General features: G+C 52.1%; 20 protein-coding genes. 13 read left to right on the top strand and 7 right to left on the bottom strand.

The features are described from left to right. The 3 genes from KQJ18_RS08185 to xylE all read left to right on the top strand — a co-directional run. Positions 1-353: ABC transporter permease subunit (locus KQJ18_RS08185; protein WP_216421808.1), on the top strand; the 353-nt coding region annotated here is incomplete at its 5' end. Between the two features lie 14 nt (positions 354-367). Next, positions 368-1,258: a maltose ABC transporter permease MalG gene (malG, locus tag KQJ18_RS08180; RefSeq protein ID WP_038636242.1), complete on the top strand. Its 891-nt coding sequence runs from the start codon at positions 368-370 to the stop codon at positions 1,256-1,258. A 323-nt stretch (positions 1,259-1,581) separates the two neighbouring features. Then, positions 1,582-3,057, top strand: coding sequence for a D-xylose transporter XylE (gene xylE / locus KQJ18_RS08175; RefSeq protein WP_038636240.1), 1,476 nt, complete (start codon positions 1,582-1,584; stop codon positions 3,055-3,057). A 45-nt stretch (positions 3,058-3,102) separates the two neighbouring features. Here xylE and psiE read toward each other — a convergent pair whose 3' ends face one another. Then, positions 3,103-3,513: a phosphate-starvation-inducible protein PsiE gene (gene psiE, locus KQJ18_RS08170; RefSeq protein ID WP_003031674.1), complete on the bottom strand. Its 411-nt coding sequence runs from the start codon at positions 3,511-3,513 to the stop codon at positions 3,103-3,105. 139 nt (positions 3,514-3,652) lie between these two features. Between psiE and KQJ18_RS08165 the strand changes: the two genes are divergently transcribed. Next, positions 3,653-4,162 carry a GNAT family N-acetyltransferase gene (locus KQJ18_RS08165; RefSeq protein ID WP_038636237.1) on the top strand — a complete coding sequence of 170 codons (510 nt, stop codon included), beginning with the start codon at positions 3,653-3,655 and terminating at the stop codon, positions 4,160-4,162. 10 nt (positions 4,163-4,172) lie between these two features. Then, positions 4,173-4,628, top strand: coding sequence for an acyltransferase (locus tag KQJ18_RS08160; RefSeq protein ID WP_038636235.1), 456 nt, complete (start codon positions 4,173-4,175; stop codon positions 4,626-4,628). Between the two features lie 79 nt (positions 4,629-4,707). On the opposite strand, the gene KQJ18_RS08155 is transcribed toward KQJ18_RS08160, so the two are convergent. The 5 genes from KQJ18_RS08155 to pgi form a co-directional block, all read right to left on the bottom strand. After that, the gene (locus tag KQJ18_RS08155) at positions 4,708-6,804 is read right to left on the bottom strand and encodes a YjbH domain-containing protein (RefSeq protein WP_038636233.1); all 2,097 of its coding nucleotides are present in this window, start codon (positions 6,802-6,804) and stop codon (positions 4,708-4,710) included. Beyond that, positions 6,804-7,541 carry a capsule biosynthesis GfcC D2 domain-containing protein gene (locus tag KQJ18_RS08150; protein WP_216421806.1) on the bottom strand — a complete coding sequence of 246 codons (738 nt, stop codon included), beginning with the start codon at positions 7,539-7,541 and terminating at the stop codon, positions 6,804-6,806. The genes KQJ18_RS08155 and KQJ18_RS08150 overlap by 1 nt, the downstream gene beginning before the upstream one ends. Next, complete coding sequence (locus KQJ18_RS08145; protein ID WP_137347428.1) at positions 7,538-8,176, bottom strand: YjbF family lipoprotein; 639 nt, start codon at positions 8,174-8,176, stop codon at positions 7,538-7,540. The genes KQJ18_RS08150 and KQJ18_RS08145 overlap by 4 nt, the downstream gene beginning before the upstream one ends. 117 nt (positions 8,177-8,293) lie before the next feature. Next, on the bottom strand, positions 8,294-8,536 hold the full coding sequence (gene yjbE / locus KQJ18_RS08140; RefSeq protein WP_003826562.1) for an exopolysaccharide production protein YjbE: 243 nt from the start codon (positions 8,534-8,536) through the stop codon (positions 8,294-8,296). Between the two features lie 420 nt (positions 8,537-8,956). Then, positions 8,957-10,606, bottom strand: a complete 1,650-nt coding sequence (gene pgi / locus KQJ18_RS08135; RefSeq protein ID WP_121529825.1) for a glucose-6-phosphate isomerase — start codon at positions 10,604-10,606, stop codon at positions 8,957-8,959. 314 nt (positions 10,607-10,920) lie between these two features. Here pgi and lysC point away from each other — a divergent pair, with 314 nt between their 5' ends. The 3 genes from lysC (at position 10,921) to KQJ18_RS08120 (ending at position 13,705) form a co-directional block, all read left to right on the top strand. Then, positions 10,921-12,270 (top strand): lysine-sensitive aspartokinase 3, encoded by a 1,350-nt coding sequence (lysC, locus tag KQJ18_RS08130; protein WP_038636225.1) that lies wholly within the window; start codon positions 10,921-10,923, stop codon positions 12,268-12,270. Between the two features lie 92 nt (positions 12,271-12,362). After that, a complete protein-coding gene (gene panS / locus KQJ18_RS08125; RefSeq protein WP_087856543.1) occupies positions 12,363-13,289 on the top strand; it encodes a ketopantoate/pantoate/pantothenate transporter PanS in 927 nt (308 codons plus the stop codon). A gap of 143 nt (positions 13,290-13,432) precedes the next feature. Next, positions 13,433-13,705 carry a DUF3811 domain-containing protein gene (locus KQJ18_RS08120; protein ID WP_003826541.1) on the top strand — a complete coding sequence of 91 codons (273 nt, stop codon included), beginning with the start codon at positions 13,433-13,435 and terminating at the stop codon, positions 13,703-13,705. On the opposite strand, the gene rluF is transcribed toward KQJ18_RS08120, so the two are convergent. Next, entirely contained in the window at positions 13,702-14,577 is an 876-nt protein-coding gene (rluF, locus tag KQJ18_RS08115) for a 23S rRNA pseudouridine(2604) synthase RluF (protein ID WP_069325173.1), read from the bottom strand. The genes KQJ18_RS08120 and rluF overlap by 4 nt on opposite strands. 469 nt (positions 14,578-15,046) lie before the next feature. Here rluF and KQJ18_RS08110 point away from each other — a divergent pair, with 469 nt between their 5' ends. The 5 genes from KQJ18_RS08110 to KQJ18_RS08090 all read left to right on the top strand — a co-directional run bounded on the left by KQJ18_RS08110 (position 15,047) and on the right by KQJ18_RS08090 (position 18,651). Beyond that, positions 15,047-16,000 (top strand): sugar-binding transcriptional regulator, encoded by a 954-nt coding sequence (locus tag KQJ18_RS08110; protein WP_087856544.1) that lies wholly within the window; start codon positions 15,047-15,049, stop codon positions 15,998-16,000. Between the two features lie 70 nt (positions 16,001-16,070). Next, a complete protein-coding gene (locus KQJ18_RS08105) occupies positions 16,071-16,877 on the top strand; it encodes an SDR family oxidoreductase (RefSeq protein WP_137350579.1) in 807 nt (268 codons plus the stop codon). 9 nt (positions 16,878-16,886) lie between these two features. Next, positions 16,887-17,294: a mannose/fructose/sorbose PTS transporter subunit IIA gene (locus KQJ18_RS08100; RefSeq protein ID WP_160955805.1), complete on the top strand. Its 408-nt coding sequence runs from the start codon at positions 16,887-16,889 to the stop codon at positions 17,292-17,294. Then, entirely contained in the window at positions 17,294-17,788 is a 495-nt protein-coding gene (locus KQJ18_RS08095) for a mannose/fructose/sorbose PTS transporter subunit IIB (protein WP_087856546.1), read from the top strand. The genes KQJ18_RS08100 and KQJ18_RS08095 overlap by 1 nt, the downstream gene beginning before the upstream one ends. A 65-nt stretch (positions 17,789-17,853) precedes the next feature. Further along, complete coding sequence (locus KQJ18_RS08090) at positions 17,854-18,651, top strand: PTS mannose/fructose/sorbose transporter subunit IIC (protein ID WP_042313048.1); 798 nt, start codon at positions 17,854-17,856, stop codon at positions 18,649-18,651. Positions 18,652-18,654 lie beyond the last annotated feature (3 nt).

Genomic DNA, 18,654 nt, shown 5'->3' with positions numbered 1-18,654 from the left:
ATCTGTATGAAGCCTCGGCAATGGACGGCGCGGGTCCGTTCCAGAACTTCTTTAAAATTACGTTACCGCTGCTGATCAAGCCGCTGACGCCGCTGATGATCGCCAGCTTCGCCTTTAACTTTAATAACTTCGTGCTGATTCAACTGTTGACCAACGGCGGTCCGGACCGTCTTGGCACCACTACGCCTGCCGGTTACACCGACCTGCTCGTCAGCTACACCTACCGTATCGCCTTTGAAGGCGGCGGCGGTCAGGACTTCGGGCTGGCGGCGGCGATTGCCACCCTGATCTTCCTGCTGGTTGGCGCGCTGGCGATTGTGAACCTGAAAGCCACACGTATGAAGTTTGATTAAGGGAGATAACGACAATGGCTATGGTCCAACCGAAATCACAAAAGTTACGTTTATTCGCAACGCACTTAGGGCTGCTGATTTTTATCGCGGCGATCATGTTCCCGCTGCTGATGGTCATCGCCATTTCGCTGCGTGAAGGTAACTTCGCTACCGGCAGCCTGATCCCGGATAATATTTCCTGGGAACACTGGAAACTGGCGCTGGGCTTTAGCGTAGAACATGCGGATGGCCGCGTCACTCCGCCGCCGTTCCCGGTACTGCTGTGGTTGTGGAACTCGGTGAAAGTCGCCACCATTACCGCGATTGGTATTGTGACGCTTTCCACCACTTGTGCTTACGCCTTTGCCCGTATGCGCTTCCCGGGTAAAGCGACCCTGCTGAAAGGGATGCTAATCTTCCAGATGTTCCCGGCGGTGCTGTCTCTGGTCGCGTTGTACGCCTTGTTTGACCGCCTGGGCCAGTACATTCCGTTTATCGGCCTGAACACTCACGGCGGCGTGATCTTCGCCTATCTCGGCGGTATCGCGCTGCATGTGTGGACAATTAAGGGCTATTTTGAAACCATCGACGGTTCGCTGGAAGAAGCGGCCGCGCTGGATGGCGCCACACCGTGGCAGGCATTCCGCCTGGTACTGCTGCCGCTTTCCGTACCGATTCTGGCGGTCGTGTTTATTCTGTCATTCATTGCCGCTATTACTGAAGTACCGGTCGCGTCACTGCTGCTGCGTGATGTGAACAGCTACACCCTTGCGGTTGGTATGCAGCAGTACCTCAATCCACAGAACTACTTGTGGGGCGACTTTGCCGCCGCAGCTGTACTTTCAGCCATTCCGATTACTCTGGTGTTCCTGCTGGCACAGCGCTGGCTGGTCAACGGCCTGACGGCGGGTGGTGTGAAAGGTTAAGTTTTATCGAAGTACCTGCCCGGCAACGGGCAATGCCACTGCAACCCTCAACTTATGTTATCCCAACCTGTGACTGTTATTCGGCGCTCTACGGAGCGCCCTTTTTTATGTTATTTTGCATTGCTATTACGATTATTTCCTTTCGTGGCCCCCATCACTGCAATTATATTTACCACCTGAAAACAGACAAATTAAACAGAATTAAGATCACAGAAAAGACAAAACATAATTGCAATGTAAAAAATGATAATTGTCTTCCCTGCCTGTTAAATCCACCATCACGACACTGATCAAAAGAGCTGTATCCTCTAAGGCAGGTCTGAATGAACACCCAATATAATTCCAGTTATATTTTTTCGATTACATTAGTAGCAACATTAGGAGGGCTATTATTCGGCTATGACACCGCCGTCATATCCGGAACGGTAGAATCCTTAAATACCGTGTTTGTCGCCCCGCAACATTTAAGTGAATCCGCCGCCAACTCGCTGTTAGGCTTTTGCGTTGCCAGCGCGTTGATTGGCTGCATCATCGGCGGTGCGCTGGGCGGTTATTGCAGTAACCGCTTCGGTCGCCGGGACTCGCTGAAAATCGCCGCCCTGCTGTTCTTTATTTCCGGTATTGGTTCTGCGTGGCCAGAATTAGGATTTACCACGATTAACCCAGATAATGCCGTGCCTGTTTATTTGGCCGGATACGTCCCCGAATTTGTTATTTATCGCATCATTGGTGGTATTGGCGTTGGTTTAGCCTCAATGCTCTCACCGATGTATATTGCAGAACTGGCTCCAGCGCATATTCGTGGGAAACTGGTTTCCTTTAACCAGTTCGCCATTATTTTTGGTCAACTGCTGGTGTATTGCGTTAACTATTTCATTGCCCGTTCCGGTGACGCTAACTGGCTGAATACCGATGGCTGGCGATATATGTTTGCTTCCGAAAGTATTCCCGCCCTGCTGTTTTTACTGCTGCTGTACACCGTACCGGAAAGCCCGCGCTGGCTGATGGCGCGTGGCAGACACGAGCAGGCGGAGGGCATTCTGCGCAAAATTATGGGCAACAGCCTCGCCACCCAGGCCATGCAGGAGATCAATCAGTCACTGGAGCATGGCCGTAAGACCGGCGGACGCCTGTTGATGTTTGGTGTGGGCGTTATCGTCATCGGCGTGATGCTCTCCATCTTCCAGCAGTTTGTCGGTATTAACGTCGTGCTGTACTACGCGCCGGAAGTGTTTAAAACGTTAGGGGCCAGCACCGATGTGGCGCTCTTGCAGACTATTATTGTCGGCGTAATCAACCTGAGCTTCACCGTGCTGGCAATCATGACGGTGGACAAATTTGGTCGCAAACCGCTGCAAATAATTGGCGCATTGGGTATGGCTCTTGGGATGTTCAGCCTTGGCACCGCGTTTTACACCCAGGCTTCCGGGCTGATAGCGCTGCTGTCGATGCTGTTTTACGTCGCCGCATTCGCCATGTCCTGGGGACCGGTTTGTTGGGTGCTGTTGGCAGAAATCTTCCCGAACGCGATTCGTGGCAAAGCGCTCGCCATTGCCGTCGCCGCTCAGTGGCTGGCGAACTACTTCGTCTCCTGGACCTTCCCAATGATGGACAAAAATTCGTGGCTGGTTTCCCATTTCCACAACGGTTTCTCCTACTGGATTTACGGTTGTATGGGTATTCTGGCGGCGCTGTTTATGTGGAAGTTCGTGCCGGAAACCAAAGGCAAAACGCTGGAAGAACTTGAAGAACTGTGGGAACCCGCAGCAGAGAAAACCCAGCCAGCCTCTGCGCAGTAACCCTGACATACAACACGCCGCAGCCGGATTGCGGCGTGTTGTCTTTTACTCTCGCTTCAGCCGTTTAGAGTTACACAGCCACAGCGTAATCACTAACAGCAGGATCGCCGCAGAATAGATCAATACATCCATCGGCGCTTTATGATCGACAATGATCAACCGCACAATTGCGGTGATCCCGATATAAACAAAGTAGCGCAGCGGAAAGTGAAATCCTGACTGAAAGTACTTCACAATCAGCGCGATAAATTCAAAATAGAGAAAGTAAACCACCAGCCCTTCCACCAGCTCATACTTGCTGGTCTGTTCAGGCGCGAACAGTACATCCGCCAGGTGTAGCGTTTCTTTCCCAAGGAATACAACCAGGATCAGGCCCAGACTCAACAGCCCCAGATTCAACACGGTCTGCAAGATGGTGGAGATAAACTCCACGCGCGGACGAGATAGCGACGTCATAACGGCCCCTCCTGTTCAGTAACAAGGTTCCTGTATAACGCAGAAATGTGACAGAGATCTACATTTTTTGTTTATGTTTTGTGCAGCTCAATAATAGTGCAACAATGCTTTTGACACTAACATCTTGAACGGAATAGAAATGCTTAAGATTGAAATGGCAACCGTCGACGATGCCAGCTTGCTAAGCGCAATGGGCTATATCAGCTATCGACATCACTTTGCGCCTTTGTGGAAAAACCCGAGCGAGCTCGACGCTTATCTTGAGCAGGAATATTCCTTACCAGCGATATCCAGCAGTTTGGCCGAGCCCGGAACCTTCTGGCTTATCGCCTTTGCCGACGCGCCGGTTGGCTTTGCCAAATACAGTCTCCGCCACTCTATTGATCCAGAAGGGCGTTCAGGGGCATTGCTACATAAGATCTACCTGATGCCAGATGCAACGGGCAAACAGTACGGTGAGCAGCTTTTTGCCGAAGTTATTCGCCAGGCCAAAGAGCAGGATGAAAAATGGCTCTGGCTTGAGGTACTGGCTGATAATCCTAAGGCCCGGCAGTTCTATGAACGGCAAGGGATGACGCTTGTGAAGGAAACTGCTTTCACTACCGCCTCCCAGACCAGTATTTTGTACGTTATGGAAAAGCAGATTTAAGAGGATATAAATGATGAATATTCGTCAATCCGCTGTCCGCAACGTCACGTGCGGTGAGAATGTGGTGGTTTATGAACCGGCGAACCTGTACGACTGCATACTGGAAGACAACGTTTTTGTCGGACCATTTGTTGAAATCCAGGGCAACACGCAGATTGGCGCAGATAGCAAAATTCAGTCGCACACCTTCATCTGCGAATATGTCACCATCGGTTCCCGCTGTTTTATCGGTCATGGCGTGATGTTCGCCAACGATATGTTTCGGCAAGGAAAACCCAATGCCGACCGCACCAGTTGGGGAAGAATTACGATTGGTAATGATGTCTCGATCGGCAGTGGGGCGACCATTCTGGCAGTCACAATCTGCGATGGCGCAGTCATCGGCGCGGGAAGCGTGGTGACAAAATCGATTACCGAGAAAGGCGTGTACGCGGGCAACCCGGCAAAATTATTGCGTCGTTTGTAAGTTGCCGGGTGGCGGCATAAATGCCTTATCCGACCGACAATGTAGGCCGGATAAGCGCAGCGCACCGGGCGATCAAGCATTAACGGAAGTTCTCACTTCTGTCGCTGGTCATATCATACAGACCAAACTTACGTCCCAACTGCTGCCCACCGTCACGCGTCAACGGTGTCCAGCCAATCGCCGCACGACTGCGGGTTGGACCTGAAGAGAAGAGATCCAGCGGCACGGAAACGTACACCCCTTTGGTAAAATCGCCCTCTCCATATTCATCCGGCGAGGCGTCGGTGATGGTCGCATAGCCGCCCACCACCACACCGCTGTCGAAGCGTTTGGCAATTTCCAGCGTGCCACCCTTATCTCCCGCCAGATACTGGCCGACGCTGGCTTTCACCAGTACATCCTGGGCGAATGAAGGATTCCAGTAAGCCGTCAAATGCCCGGTCTTCACGCTGTAGTCGGTGAATTTCATCATATCCTGCGCGCTACGCCAGTCACGCTGTTTCACATAGTTGGCGTCAATGCCAAACGCCCAGTTGCTGTCTAACGGACGATACAACACTTCTGCCCCCGCCCCGCCGTACATGGTCTCCAGGTAACCAGCGTAAACCTGTCCGTAGAACCCGTTTCCGAGTGACTGGAAGTAGTTGGCCTGCAGGTTATTCACGTAGACATCGTTTTGCACATACTCGCGCACATGAGTACGCACGCGTGGTAAATGCGAATCCTGCGGCGGGTTGGTGTAGTTAAATTTGTCATAGTTATTGGCGAGGTTGGCGAACAAACTCCCGGTGGTCAGCAGATGATCGGTCACCCACCAATCCGCAGTTCCCATTACGCCCAACTGGTACATATAGAAGTTTTCCGGGCCGCCCACCGACTGATTGAGCACCGGATCGATATGAAAATCAAAGCGAGACTTATCAATATACCAACCCTGCTCGGTCGTTTTCGGCACCACGGGCTCAACGCGTTTTTGCGCCAGTTGTGTTTCATGACCCAGCGGCTCACCTTCCAGGTGTCGCTTAAGGCTGGAAACATCCGTTTCGGTCGTCACCTGCGGCAAGTTAAGGCGATTTTCGGTAATCCGGATCGTGCGGATCCCGTCGGGAAGATCGTTCATCACGATCCGATTGGCGCGTTCGATCCCTTCTCGCGAATCACGGTATTTCACCTGTTCGCCGGTCACATACAGCGTATCGCCCTGCACCTGGATTTTGGGATCCGCCAGCCCGGCGTTATATTTCAGCAGCGTTAACTGATTCGCCACTACCGAATGTTGCAGAATCGCATCCTGCGGCTGTGGTTGATACTTCGGACGGGCGTTATCGTTATAGTTTGGTCGCAAGTCGTTGAAGTTAGTCCGCAGCGTGAACCCAAACATAAAGGTGTTCCCGCGCTCATAGCTGAGGTTAACGTCGGCCCAATCGGTGACGCGATAGATAGCGCCGACGTTAAACTTGCTCTTTTGATCCAGCTTGCCCGCAAAATCCTGCTGGTAATTATTGCCTTCATACTCCAGTTTCAGGCGCAGCGGCTGCCAGGGTGTCTGATATTCCACGCCGCCAAATAACGATGCCGGACCATGAAACATCTGACTGCCGTCAATAGAACCAGCCTGCTTGTAGCTGTTATCGCGATGACAGAATTTATCGCTGTATGAGCAAAACGGATTGCTGACGTTGCCGCTGGTGCCAAGATACCCCCAGCCCAGACCGAGCGAGAAATCAAACGGGCCCCAGGCTTTATTCGCCACAATATACTCCGCATCAAACAGACCCGTCCCGCCGATATCCCGCGCGCCAACGGCCACCTGCGGCATCCAGTAGCTCTCTTCCCACAGCCGCAGTTTGAGATCAAACGCTTTATCCTTGTATGTCTGATCGCCAGAAAATGACTCCACGCTGCTGTATTTTTTGGTACGCACATCGGTATAGCGCAGCGTGGTTTCCAGCCAGGGGAACAGTTGCACCGACGCAGAGTAGTAGCGGTACTGATCGTTGTCACGGTAGTTGAGGCTCATTTCCCCTTCACGCGCCATCCGTGCTGTCGGGGTTTGCAGCAGGCCTACGCCGCCAAAATCGGACTGGGATGGACCAATAGGCGCAGGCCATGTTTCACCGTGACAGGCAACGCTTACGCCCAGCGCCAGTAAGCTGAGCAGATAAGTTTTTCTCATTATTCAGGTATCCGCTGGGTCAGGGTGTGAAGAATATCGGCATTGATTTCATCCGGGGTACTGCTCCAGAAGGCATCAGAGAGTCCGACAAAAATGATGCTGCCGGGCATCGGCTCAACGTGACGTTTGTTCCAGTAAGCGATAGGAACTTTTTGCGAGCGTCCATCGGGATAGATGACCCACGCGTAGCTGCGATCCGCTCCGCTGAGCCGACTTTGCCCATCGAGATAGCTGGCGACATCACGCCCGGGCACAAACGGTTGTTTACCCGGACGGCTTAGCAAACCAAACAATGTGATATCCGTTGGCTGCGATCCAACCCATAGCGTGTAGTTGCCCTGCAAAGGCGGGTTGCCTCGCTCGCTGACGCGCACCACATCCGGGTCAAGGTTAATGTTCTGTCTGCCGGTCACCTTCAGCGCCTGAATTTGCTGGCGTAATGCGTTGATAGCCGCCGCATCGTCACCGCTTTCTTCAGCACTCAGCGCTGCCAGACGAGCCAGTAATGCCTGCCGCTGGCGTTCTGCCGCCGCCGTTGCCCGCTCTTCGCTGATGACCGCTCCGGGCCACCAGCTATTACTCAGCCGCGGCTGTCCAACCAGATCGATCAGACGCTCCGCACCGGTCAATATTTTGGGTTCAGCGCTGCCTGCAATCATGACTTTGACATTGCCCGCAGCAAAAACAGAGGGTGCGCTCAGGCTAAAAACCAGCGCCATTACGGCTCGTTTCATCATGATTTTGCCGCCTTAATCAGCGTGGTTTTCACCGGGAAGAAGTTAGCTCCCAGATACTGTTCCGACTGACGGATTTGCCCTTCGCTATCGATCCAGTAGCGGTTATGCCAGCGCGTTTGATCGGTCGTTATCTCTTCATCAAGGATGCGTACTGGCGTTTCATCGCTGCCGACCTGAATGCTGTCAGTGCCATCCCATGTGAAAACAGAGCGGGCGGTGGCATAGCGCACCTGCTGATGTTCAGTCCAGCCCATCGTGCGGGTCCATGTTGCGCCATCGGCTATCTGATTGGGTTTGATGAGCGGGTCCGCTGCCAGATTATTCACCTCAATCAGGTTGTCACCGCCGAGCTGCGTTTTCACAATGCGCCCATGCTGCGTGACGAGAATGGCCTGATCCTGAGTCACCCATTTCTGTTGTCCGTTTTCTGCAAACGCGAGTACGACAAACAGCTGTGGACCACCATTGAGCTGCATATACTGGCTGGCGTAGGGCATGTTTTGGATTTCATCATCCGTCATCTGAACGCCGGGAGTACCAAACACACTCTCCCACAGCGAATGGCCCAGCCCTTCGGTGGTGGCCGAGCACGCCTGTAGTAACAGGCAAACCAATATGAGCGCTGGTCGCTTCACGACACTTCTCCGCATTATTGCCGGGTGCGCAACGCTTACCCGGCCTACAAATCCCGCAGGCTTTTGGCAATTCAAAATAACCACACCGAAGTGTGGTTAGAATTAAACGTACCGGTATTACTGGGTACTGGTGGTTGTCGTGGTTGTCGTTCCGGTATTAGAACCATCACCACCACCGGTCGCCGCAAGGGCCACCCCCACCGCAGAACTTACGGTGCTCACGCTGGTGGCAGAGGAACTTCCTGCCGAAACCGACGCGGCAGCCGACCCTGCAGCCTCACCCACCTGAACGGGGGCAGCATAGACAGAGGTCGCCGCAAGCGCAGATATAGCCCAAAGGCCATACAGAACTTTTTTCATCACAAATTCCCTTCATTTAATGAATGGAGATTTACCCAAAAGAATTTCGGGCGAGATCGAGTATACACAAGCCAAAGTGTGCAAATTACGACTGGCGGGAATTTAGGATAATGAGAAATGAAAGTAGATTGCTATTATTAATTAATAACATCAAACAGTAAAATCAATCAGTTAAAATATACACACCAGAAATACAATATCCGTAAATTCTGAAAATAACAGAAATGAAATTCCATTAAGTTAATTATTTTAGGATTATGCTCAATTAGGGAGTGAAGCAAAAGCGTAGATATCCTGGAGCAATCCTATAAAAAAGCCGATATTAATATCGGCTTTTTTATTTCATTAATGCCGGATGGCGGCTAAACGCCTTATCCGGCCTACAAATGTGTGCCTGTAGGCCGGATAAGCGCAGCGTCATCAGGCGCGCCAGGACTTATAACGGTTAATCAAACCGTTAGTCGAGCAATCATGGCTGGTAATCTCTTTATCATCATTCAGCTCCGGCAGGATGCGATTTGCCAGCTGTTTGCCCAGCTCCACGCCCCACTGGTCGAAAGTGAAGATGTTCAGGATTGCGCCCTGAGTAAAGATTTTGTGCTCATACAGCGCAATCAACGCCCCCAGGCTGAACGGCGTGATTTCACGCAGCAGGATGGAGTTGGTTGGGCGGTTGCCTTCGAACACTTTGAACGGCACCACGTGTTCCAGCGTTGCCGGATCTTTACCCTGGTCGCGGTATTCCTGCTCAACCACTTCACGAGATTTACCGAACGCCAGCGCTTCAGTCTGAGCAAAGAAGTTAGACAACAGTTTCGGATGGTGATCCGACAGCGGGTTGTGGGTAATAGCCGGGGCGATGAAATCGCACGGCACCATTTTTGTACCCTGGTGGATCAGCTGGTAGAACGCATGCTGGCCGTTAGTCCCCGGCTCACCCCAAATGATTGGGCCGGTCTGGTAATCCACCGCATTGCCGTTACGGTCCACGTATTTACCGTTGGATTCCATATTGCCCTGCTGGAAGTAGGCCGCGAAACGGTGCATATACTGGTCATACGGCAGGATCGCTTCGGTTTCAGCACCGAAGAAATTGTTGTACCAGATACCGATCAGCGCCAGCAGCACCGGCAGGTTTTTCTCCGCCGGGGTAGTGGAGAAATGTTTGTCCATCGCGTGCGCGCCGGACAGCAGCTCTACGAAGTTGTCGAAACCGACGGACAGGATGATCGACAGACCAATCGCTGACCACAGGGAGTAACGACCGCCAACCCAATCCCAGAATTCGAACATATTAGCGGTATCAATACCGAATTCGCCAACCGCTTTACCGTTGGTGGAGAGCGCCGCGAAGTGTTTGGCAACATGCTTGTTGTCGCCCGCGGTCGCCAGGAACCAGTCACGCGCGCTGTGGGCGTTAGTCATGGTTTCCTGGGTGGTGAAGGTTTTAGATGCGACCAGGAACAGCGTGGTTTCCGGGTTCACTTTCTTCAGTACTTCAGCGATGTGCGTCCCATCGACGTTAGACACAAAGTGCATGTTCAGGTGGTTTTTGTACGGACGCAGCGCTTCGGTCACCATGAACGGACCAAGGTCGGAACCGCCGATACCGATGTTCACTACATCAGTAATGGCTTTGCCGGTATAGCCTTTCCAGCTTCCGGAGATGATCGCTTCAGAGAAGGATTTCATCTTCTCCAGCACCGCGTTCACTTCCGGCATCACATCTTTGCCGTCAACGATGATTGGGGTATTGCTACGGTTGCGCAGCGCCACGTGCAGCACGGCACGGTCTTCGGTACGGTTGATTTTCTCACCGGAGAACATGGACTTGATGGCGCCTGCCAAATCGGTCTCTTTCGCCAGATCCTGCAGTTTGGCCAGCGTCTCTTCAGTGATGCGGTTTTTGGAGAAATCCACCAGCATCTGATCGTCAAACGTCGCGGAAAATTTGGTGAAACGATCGCTATCTTTCGCGAACAGATCGGCGATAGTAACGTCTTTCATCTCTTCAAAGTGTTTTTGTAGTGCCTGCCAGGCTGAGGTCTGCGTTGGATTGATGTTTTTCATTAGCAATACTCTTCTGATTTTGAGAATTGTGACTGAGATCGATTGTAACGCCAGTCACAGAAAAGTGTGATTGTTTTAATGCCATTGCCAGGGCATCCGCCAAACGAGGCTACAAAGTATAGCCGTTATCAGCGTTGTTATTAGTACCGTTACTCAACGCAGTTGCAGCATGAAAAATCCGCATAATCCCAGCGTTGACAGTGCAAGCTACACATTTTATTTATAAATACGGTATTTGCATTTGCGCCTGCACCGGTTTCCGTTCTGCCTTATGTGCCATGGTCGCTCTATTCACTCCCTGACACGAGGTAGTTATGACTGATGTAGTTGTCTCCAAGTTTGGCGGTACCAGCGTGGCGGACTTTGATGCCATGAATCGCAGCGCTGATGTGGTGCTTTCTGATGCGAACGTCCGGTTAGTGGTGCTCTCCGCATCGGCAGGTATTACGAACCTGCTGGTTGCTCTGGCGGAAGGGCTGGAGCCAACCGAGCGCTTCGAAAAACTCGACGCCATTCGCCAAATTCAGTTCAATATTCTGGAACGCCTGCGTTATCCAAACGTGATTCGTGAAGAGATCGAACGCCTGCTGGAAAACATCACCACGCTGGCAGAGGCGGCGTCACTGGCGACCTCAACCGCGCTGACCGACGAACTGGTCAGCCACGGTGAGCTGATGTCTACCCTCCTGTTTGTTGAGATCCTGCGTGAGCGCAACGTCCAAGCGCAGTGGTTTGACGTGCGTAAAGTGATGCGCACTAACGATCGTTTCGGTCGTGCAGAACCCGACGTCGCGGCGCTGGCCGAACTGGCAACGCTCCAGTTAGCACCACGTCTGAGTGAAGGTCTGGTGATTACTCAAGGCTTTATCGGCAGCGAAAGCAAAGGCCGCACTACCACGCTGGGACGCGGCGGCAGTGATTATACGGCCGCCCTGCTGGCTGAAGCGCTGCACGCAACGCGCGTCGATATCTGGACCGATGTTCCCGGCATTTACACCACCGATCCGCGCGTCGTTCCAGCCGCTAAACGTATTGATGAAATCGCCTTCGAAGAAGCCGCGGAAATGGCGACCTTCGGCGCGAAAGTGCTGCACCCGGCAACCCTGTTACCTGCCGTACGTAGCGATATCCCGGTGTTTGTTGGCTCCAGTAAGGATCCAAAAGCAGGCGGTACGCTGGTATGCAATAAAACCCAAAATCCACCGTTGTTCCGTGCCCTGGCGCTACGCCGTAAGCAAACGCTGCTAACGCTGCATAGCCTGAATATGCTGCACTCTCGCGGCTTTTTAGCGGAAGTGTTCGGCATCCTGGCGCGCCACAACATCTCGGTAGATTTAATTACCACATCGGAAGTCAGCGTGGCGCTGACGCTGGATACCACCGGTTCAACGTCTACTGGCGATACGCTGTTAACACAGTCTCTGCTGATGGAACTGTCTGCCCTGTGTCGGGTTGAAGTGGAAGAAGACCTGGCGCTGGTGGCGCTGATTGGCAACGACCTGTCCAAAGCCTGCGGCGTGGGTAAAGAGGTGTTCGGCGTACTGGAGCCGTTCAACATCCGCATGATTTGCTACGGCGCGTCCAGCCATAACCTGTGCTTCCTGGTGCCAGGTACCGAAGCCGAACAGGTGGTACAGAAGCTGCACCATAATTTGTTTGAATAATATTTCATCACGCGATAAACAATAACTATAGCCGGGCTCGAACCCGGCTTTTTTATAACAACACAACACATTTCAATCGCAAGGAATATAACATGCTCGCTACTCTGACGCGGCTGTTCCCATTATGGGCACTGCTGCTCTCTGTTATTGCGTATTACACGCCCTCCACCTTTACACCTGTCGGGCCATTCGTGCCGTCGTTACTGATGCTGATTATGTTCGGCATGGGCGTCCATTTGAAGGTGGATGACTTTAAACGTGTACTCTCACGTCCTGCGCCGGTCGCCGCGGGTATTTTCCTGCATTATCTGGTGATGCCGCTCGCCGCCTGGATTTTGGCGCTGGCTTTTAATATGCCGCCGGAACTGTCCGCAGGCATGGTGCTGGTCGGTAGCGTCGCCAGTGGAACAGCTTCTAATGTCATGATCTATCTGGCAAAAGGTGATGTGGCGCTCTCCGTGACTATTTCATCCGTTTCAACGTTGGTCGGCGTCGTCGCCACACCGCTGCTGACACGGCTGTATGTCGATGCGCATATTCAGGTGGATGTGATGGGTATGCTGCTGAGTATTCTGCAGATCGTGGTCATTCCGATTGCCCTGGGACTGGTCATTCACCATCTGTTCCCACGCGTCGTAAAAGCCGTCGAGCCGTATCTGCCCGCGTTTTCTATGGTGTGCATCCTGGCGATCATCAGCGCCGTCGTGGCAGGCTCTGCTTCGCACATTGCGTCCGTTGGCTTTGTGGTGATTATCGCCGTTATCCTGCATAACACCATTGGCCTGCTCGGCGGCTACTGGGGCGGAAAACTGTTTGGTTTCGACGAGTCGACTTGTCGTACGTTAGCTATCGAAGTCGGCATGCAGAATTCAGGGCTGGCTGCTGCGCTGGGCAAAATCTATTTCGGCCCGCTTGCCGCCCTGCCCGGCGCGCTGTTCTCCGTTTGGCACAACCTTTCCGGTTCGCTGCTGGCAGGCTACTGGTCCGGTAAGCCGATTAAAGAGAAAGCACGCCGCTAATTGTCGGCTGTAGGCCTGATAAGTGTAGCGCTATCAAGCATAGTGCGTACACGTCGCCGGATGGCGGCTAACGCCTTATCCGGCCTACCCAGCCTCTGCACTTTGCCGTACACTGAGGATATCGGCTAACAGAGGGCACCCCTATGGCACTCCCCCGCATTACCCAAAAAGAGATGACCGAGCGCGAGCAGCGTGAACTGAAAACGCTGCTCGACCGCGCGCGCATAGCGCATGGTCGGCTGCTGACCAACGCAGAGACCAACAGCATCAAGAAAGAGTACATTGATAAACTGATGGCCTTGCGCGAAGCGGAAGCAAAAAAAGCCCGCCAGTTAAAGAAAAAGCAGGCTTATAAACCGGATGCGGAAGCATCGTTTTCCTGGTCAGCGAATACGCCAACGCGCGGCAGACGTTAACGCCCTTTCTTCTTACGCCCCGGCGAGGTAAAGCGTTTGCCGTTTGCTGCCGGGCGCGATTTCTCTTTCTCCGCAGATTTTTCGATTTTCACTACCGGGCGCTTAATGCCTGCGGTTTTTGGCTTCGCTTTCGCCTTCGGTTTGGCTTCCGAGGACGAGTTCTCGATCAGCTTAAAGAGTTCGATCAGTTCGTCATCCGTCAGGTCGCGCCATTCGCCAAGCGGCAGGCCGGATAAACTAACGTTCATGATACGCGTACGCTCAAGTTTGGTAACTTCATAGCCAAAGTGCTCGCACATGCGGCGGATCTGGCGGTTCAGCCCCTGAATCAGCGTGATACGAAACACAAACGGCGCTTCTTTCTTCACCTTACATTTTTTGGTGACGGTGCCGAGGATTGGCACACCAGCCCCCATTCCACGGATAAAGTCATCAGTGACCGGCTTATCTACTGTCACCAGATACTCTTTTTCGTGATCGTTACCGGCACGCAGGATTTTATTCACCAGATCGCCGTGGTTGGTCAGAAAGATAAGTCCCTGGGAATCTTTGTCCAGACGACCGATTGGGAATACACGCTTGCTGTGATTCACGAAATCAACAATGTTGTCGCGTTCGCTGTCTTCGGTGGTACTGACAATCCCAACCGGCTTATTCAGCGCGATAAAGACCAGATCTTCCGCTTCACGCGGCTCAATCAACCGACCATTCACTTTTACGACGTCGCCAGGCTTTACCTGATCGCCAATGGTGGCGCGTTTGCCATTCAGGAAGACATTCCCTTGTTCGATAAAGCGATCCGCCTCGCGACGCGAGCAGATTCCGCTTTCACTGATGTATTTATTTAGTCGGATGGATGAGTCGGGCAGCATAATTTCTCCTGTATACACTTCATCCTTCAAGCTGTCTCTGCGTTGGCTGCCCTCACTCACCCAGGTCGCATAGCAATCTATGCTCCCAGGGATTCGTTCCCTTGCCGCCTTGATACAACTTGAATGATTTTGTGTATTAAAAGCGAAATATACCCTACCTTGCAGGCGATAAAAAATAATCGTGTCCGACTGCCTCCGCACTATTTGTGATCTGTCCCAGCTTTTGACACAAAAGTGTTAGTAATGCATACCTGCAATTTTGCTGAGTGAAAACAAGCAGAATCAATACATTAGAGCAACATGCACATCTGTGCCGACAGCGTGCTATCGCCACATCAAATGTGCAACATAATCGGCCAGTTTAACGCGCTGAAATAAGTGAAAATAGCTTTGAGATGTGGAAAGGATGGGGTTATATCAGATCAAGAAGGCAATTTCGTGATTTGCACAAATGTGCAGGAGTCCAAAAATGGCGACGGAAAACAGCGATGATATCCGCCTGATCGTAAAAATAGCGCAGCTTTATTACGAGCAGGATATGACACAAGCGCAAATCGCCCGCGAACTGGGGATTTACCGCACCACGATCAGCCGATTACTAAAACGTGGCCGCGAGCAGGGTATCGTCACCATCGCTATTAATTACGACTACAACGAAAATCTGTGGCTGGAACAGCAGCTAAAACAGAAATTTGGCCTGAAAGAAGCGGTCGTAGTCTCCTGCGACAGCGAACAGGAAGATGAACAACTCACTATGATGGGCGTGCACGGCGCACAGCTGCTGGAACGCTTACTGGAACCCGGCGACATTATTGGTTTTTCATGGGGTCGCGCGGTGCGAGGATTGGTTGAAGGATTATCCCCGGCCAGCCAGTCACGCCAGCTGATCTGCGTACCGATTATCGGCGGACCATCCGGCAAGCTTGAAAGCCGCTACCACGTCAATACGCTGACCTACGGCGCCGCGGCAAAGCTGAAAGGGGAATCACACCTGGCCGATTTCCCGGCGCTGCTGGAAAACCCGCTGATCCGTAACGGCATTATGCAGTCCCGGCACTTCAAATCGATTTCCGCTTACTGGGATAATCTGGATGTCGCGCTGGTTGGAATTGGGTCTCCGGCAATACGCGATGGCGCCAACTGGCACGCTTTTTACGGCAGCGAAGAGAGTGATGACCTGCATGCCCGCCATGTCGCCGGAGACATTTGCTCGCGCTTTTACGATATCAACGGTGTGACCGTAGAGACCAGGATGAGTGAAAAGACGCTCGCCATCGAAACCGATAAATTAAAACAGGCACGTTACTCCATTGGTATTGCGATGGGTGAAGAAAAATACAGTGGGATATTAGGCGCATTACGTGGGAATTATATTAACTGTTTAGTCACCAACAGTCATACCGCTGAATTATTGTTGAAGTAAATAAATTCTAATTGGTCCTGCCATAATTAATTTTATGTGGGATCCCCTTATCTGAAATCGGGAGTTTATTATGCAAACGTGGTTAAACTTGCAGGGCAAAGTCATTATTGTTACCGGTGGTGCATCCGGAATTGGCCTGGCCATTGTCGAGGAGCTATTAGCGCAAGGCGCTAATGTACAAATGGCGGATATTCATGGCGGAGAAGGTAAATATGACAGCCATAGCGGATATCATTTCTGGCCAACGGATATTTCCAGTGCCAAAGCGGTTAATCATACTGTTGCTGAAATTATCCAACGCTATGGGCGTATTGATGGACTGGTAAATAATGCTGGCGTCAACTTCCCGCGCCTGCTGGTCGATGAAAAAGCACCCGCCGGGCAATACGAACTCAACGAAGCTGCTTTTGAAAAAATGGTTAATATCAACCAGAAAGGTGTGTTCTTAATGTCGCAAGCAACGGCACGCCAAATGGTAAAACAGCATAACGGCGTGATCGTGAATGTCTCTTCCGAAAGCGGGCTGGAAGGTTCAGAGGGCCAAAGCTGCTATGCCGCCACCAAAGCCGCGTTGAATAGCTTTACCCGCTCCTGGTCGAAAGAGTTGGGCAAACACGGTATTCGTGTGGTGGGAATTGCGCCTGGCATTCTGGAAAAAACCGGTCTGCGCACCCCCGAGTATGAAGAAGCGCTGGCCTGGACCCGCAACATCACCGTCGAACAGCTGCGTGAGGGTTATACCAGGAACGCGATCCCGATCGGTCGTTCAGGACGTTTAAGTGAAGTCGCTGATTTTGTTTGTTATCTCCTCTCAGATCGCGCCAGTTATATCACCGGAGTAACCACTAACATTGCGGGCGGAAAAACGCGCGGCTAAGGAGGTTTTATGGTCAATGCAATCTTCTGTGCTCACGGCAATCTGGCCTGCGCCATGCTGGAATCGGTACAGATGGTCTACGGCGATGTCAACGTCGAAGCTGTGGCATTTGTCCCAGGGGAGAACGCCAGCAACATTGTAGAAAAACTGAAAAAGTTAGCAAGTGCTCACGCTAATGATGAATGGCTGATTGCCGTCGATCTGCAGTGTGGCAGTCCCTGGAATGCTGCCGCTTCACTGGCAATGCAAAACCCCACCATTCGCGTCATTAGCGGGTTGTCGCTGCCATTAGCGCTGGAACTGGTAGACAACCAAAGCAGTATGAATGTGGATGAACTGTGCGAACACCTGACGACCATTGCTCAACAAACCTGTGTCGTCTGGCAACATCTGGAAACGACCGAAGAGGATTTCTGATGAACATTACCCTTGCTCGTATCGATGACCGCTTGATTCACGGTCAGGTAACCACCGTCTGGTCGAAGGTGGCGAATGCCCAACGAATTATTATCTGCAATGACGACGTTTATAACGATGAAGTACGTCGAACATTATTACGTCAGGCAGCCCCGCCAGGAATGAAGGTTAACGTCGTTAATATCGAAAAGGCAGTCGCTGTTTACCATAACCCGCAATATCAGAGCGAAACTGTTTTTTATCTGTTTACCCGCCCGCAGGATGTTTTAGCAATGGTAAAACAAGGGGTAAAAATTGCCACGTTAAATATTGGCGGCATGGCCTGGCGACCGGGTAAAAAACAATTAACCAAAGCCGTTTCTTTAGACAGCGACGACATTAATGCGTTTCGTGAGTTAGATAAACTAGGTGTCACGCTGGATTTACGCGTCGTCGCATCCGATCCATCTATTAATATTCTCGAAAAAATAGAAGAACAATCTTTCGCTGAATAAATAAAAATGCCTGTGCACTTATGCTTTAACAGGCAGGGATGATCACATTCACAAGGTGACATATTATGGAAATAAGTACCCTACAAATTATCGCCATATTCCTATTTTCCTGTATTGCCGGAATGGGCAGCGTGCTGGATGAGTTCCAGACCCACCGCCCGCTAATTGCTTGTACCGTTATCGGCCTGATCCTCGGTGATTTAAAAACCGGGATTATGCTCGGCGGTACGCTGGAGTTAATCGCTCTTGGCTGGATGAACGTCGGCGCAGCGCAGTCTCCCGATTCGGCGCTCGCCAGTATTATCTCCGCCATTCTGGTTATCGTCGGTCAGCAAAGTATTGCTACCGGTATCGCCATCGCCCTGCCCGTCGCGGCGGCAGGTCAGGTACTAACTGTCTTTGCCCGTACCATCACCGTGGTGTTCCAGCACGCGGCGGATAAAGCAGCCGAAGAGGCCCGCTTTCGCACCATCGACATGCTGCACGTTTCCGCTCTCGGCGTACAGGCGCTGCGCGTTGCCATCCCTGCATTAATCGTCTCGCTGTTTGTCAGCGCCGATATGGTCAGCAATATGCTCAACGCCATTCCAGAATTCGTCACCCGCGGATTGCAGATTGCCGGTGGCTTTATCGTGGTGGTCGGTTACGCCATGGTGCTGCGCATGATGGGCGTGAAGTACCTGATGCCCTTCTTCTTCCTCGGATTTATTGCCGGAGGGTATCTCGATTTGAGCCTGCTGGCTTTCGGTGGCGTGGGCGTGATTATCGCGCTGGTCTACATCCAGTTGAACCCACAGTGGCGTAAAGCCGAACCGCAGGCGCAACCCGCCTCTTCTCAAGCTCTCGATCAGCTTGATGACTAATGG

The sequence above is a fragment of the Citrobacter sp. S55_ASV_140 genome (assembly GCF_018919505.1).
Classification (GTDB): Bacteria; Pseudomonadota; Gammaproteobacteria; order Enterobacterales; family Enterobacteriaceae; genus Citrobacter; species Citrobacter werkmanii.
The sequence above is the reverse complement of the archived record's forward strand: the minus strand, read 5'-3'. Positions and strand labels throughout refer to the sequence as shown.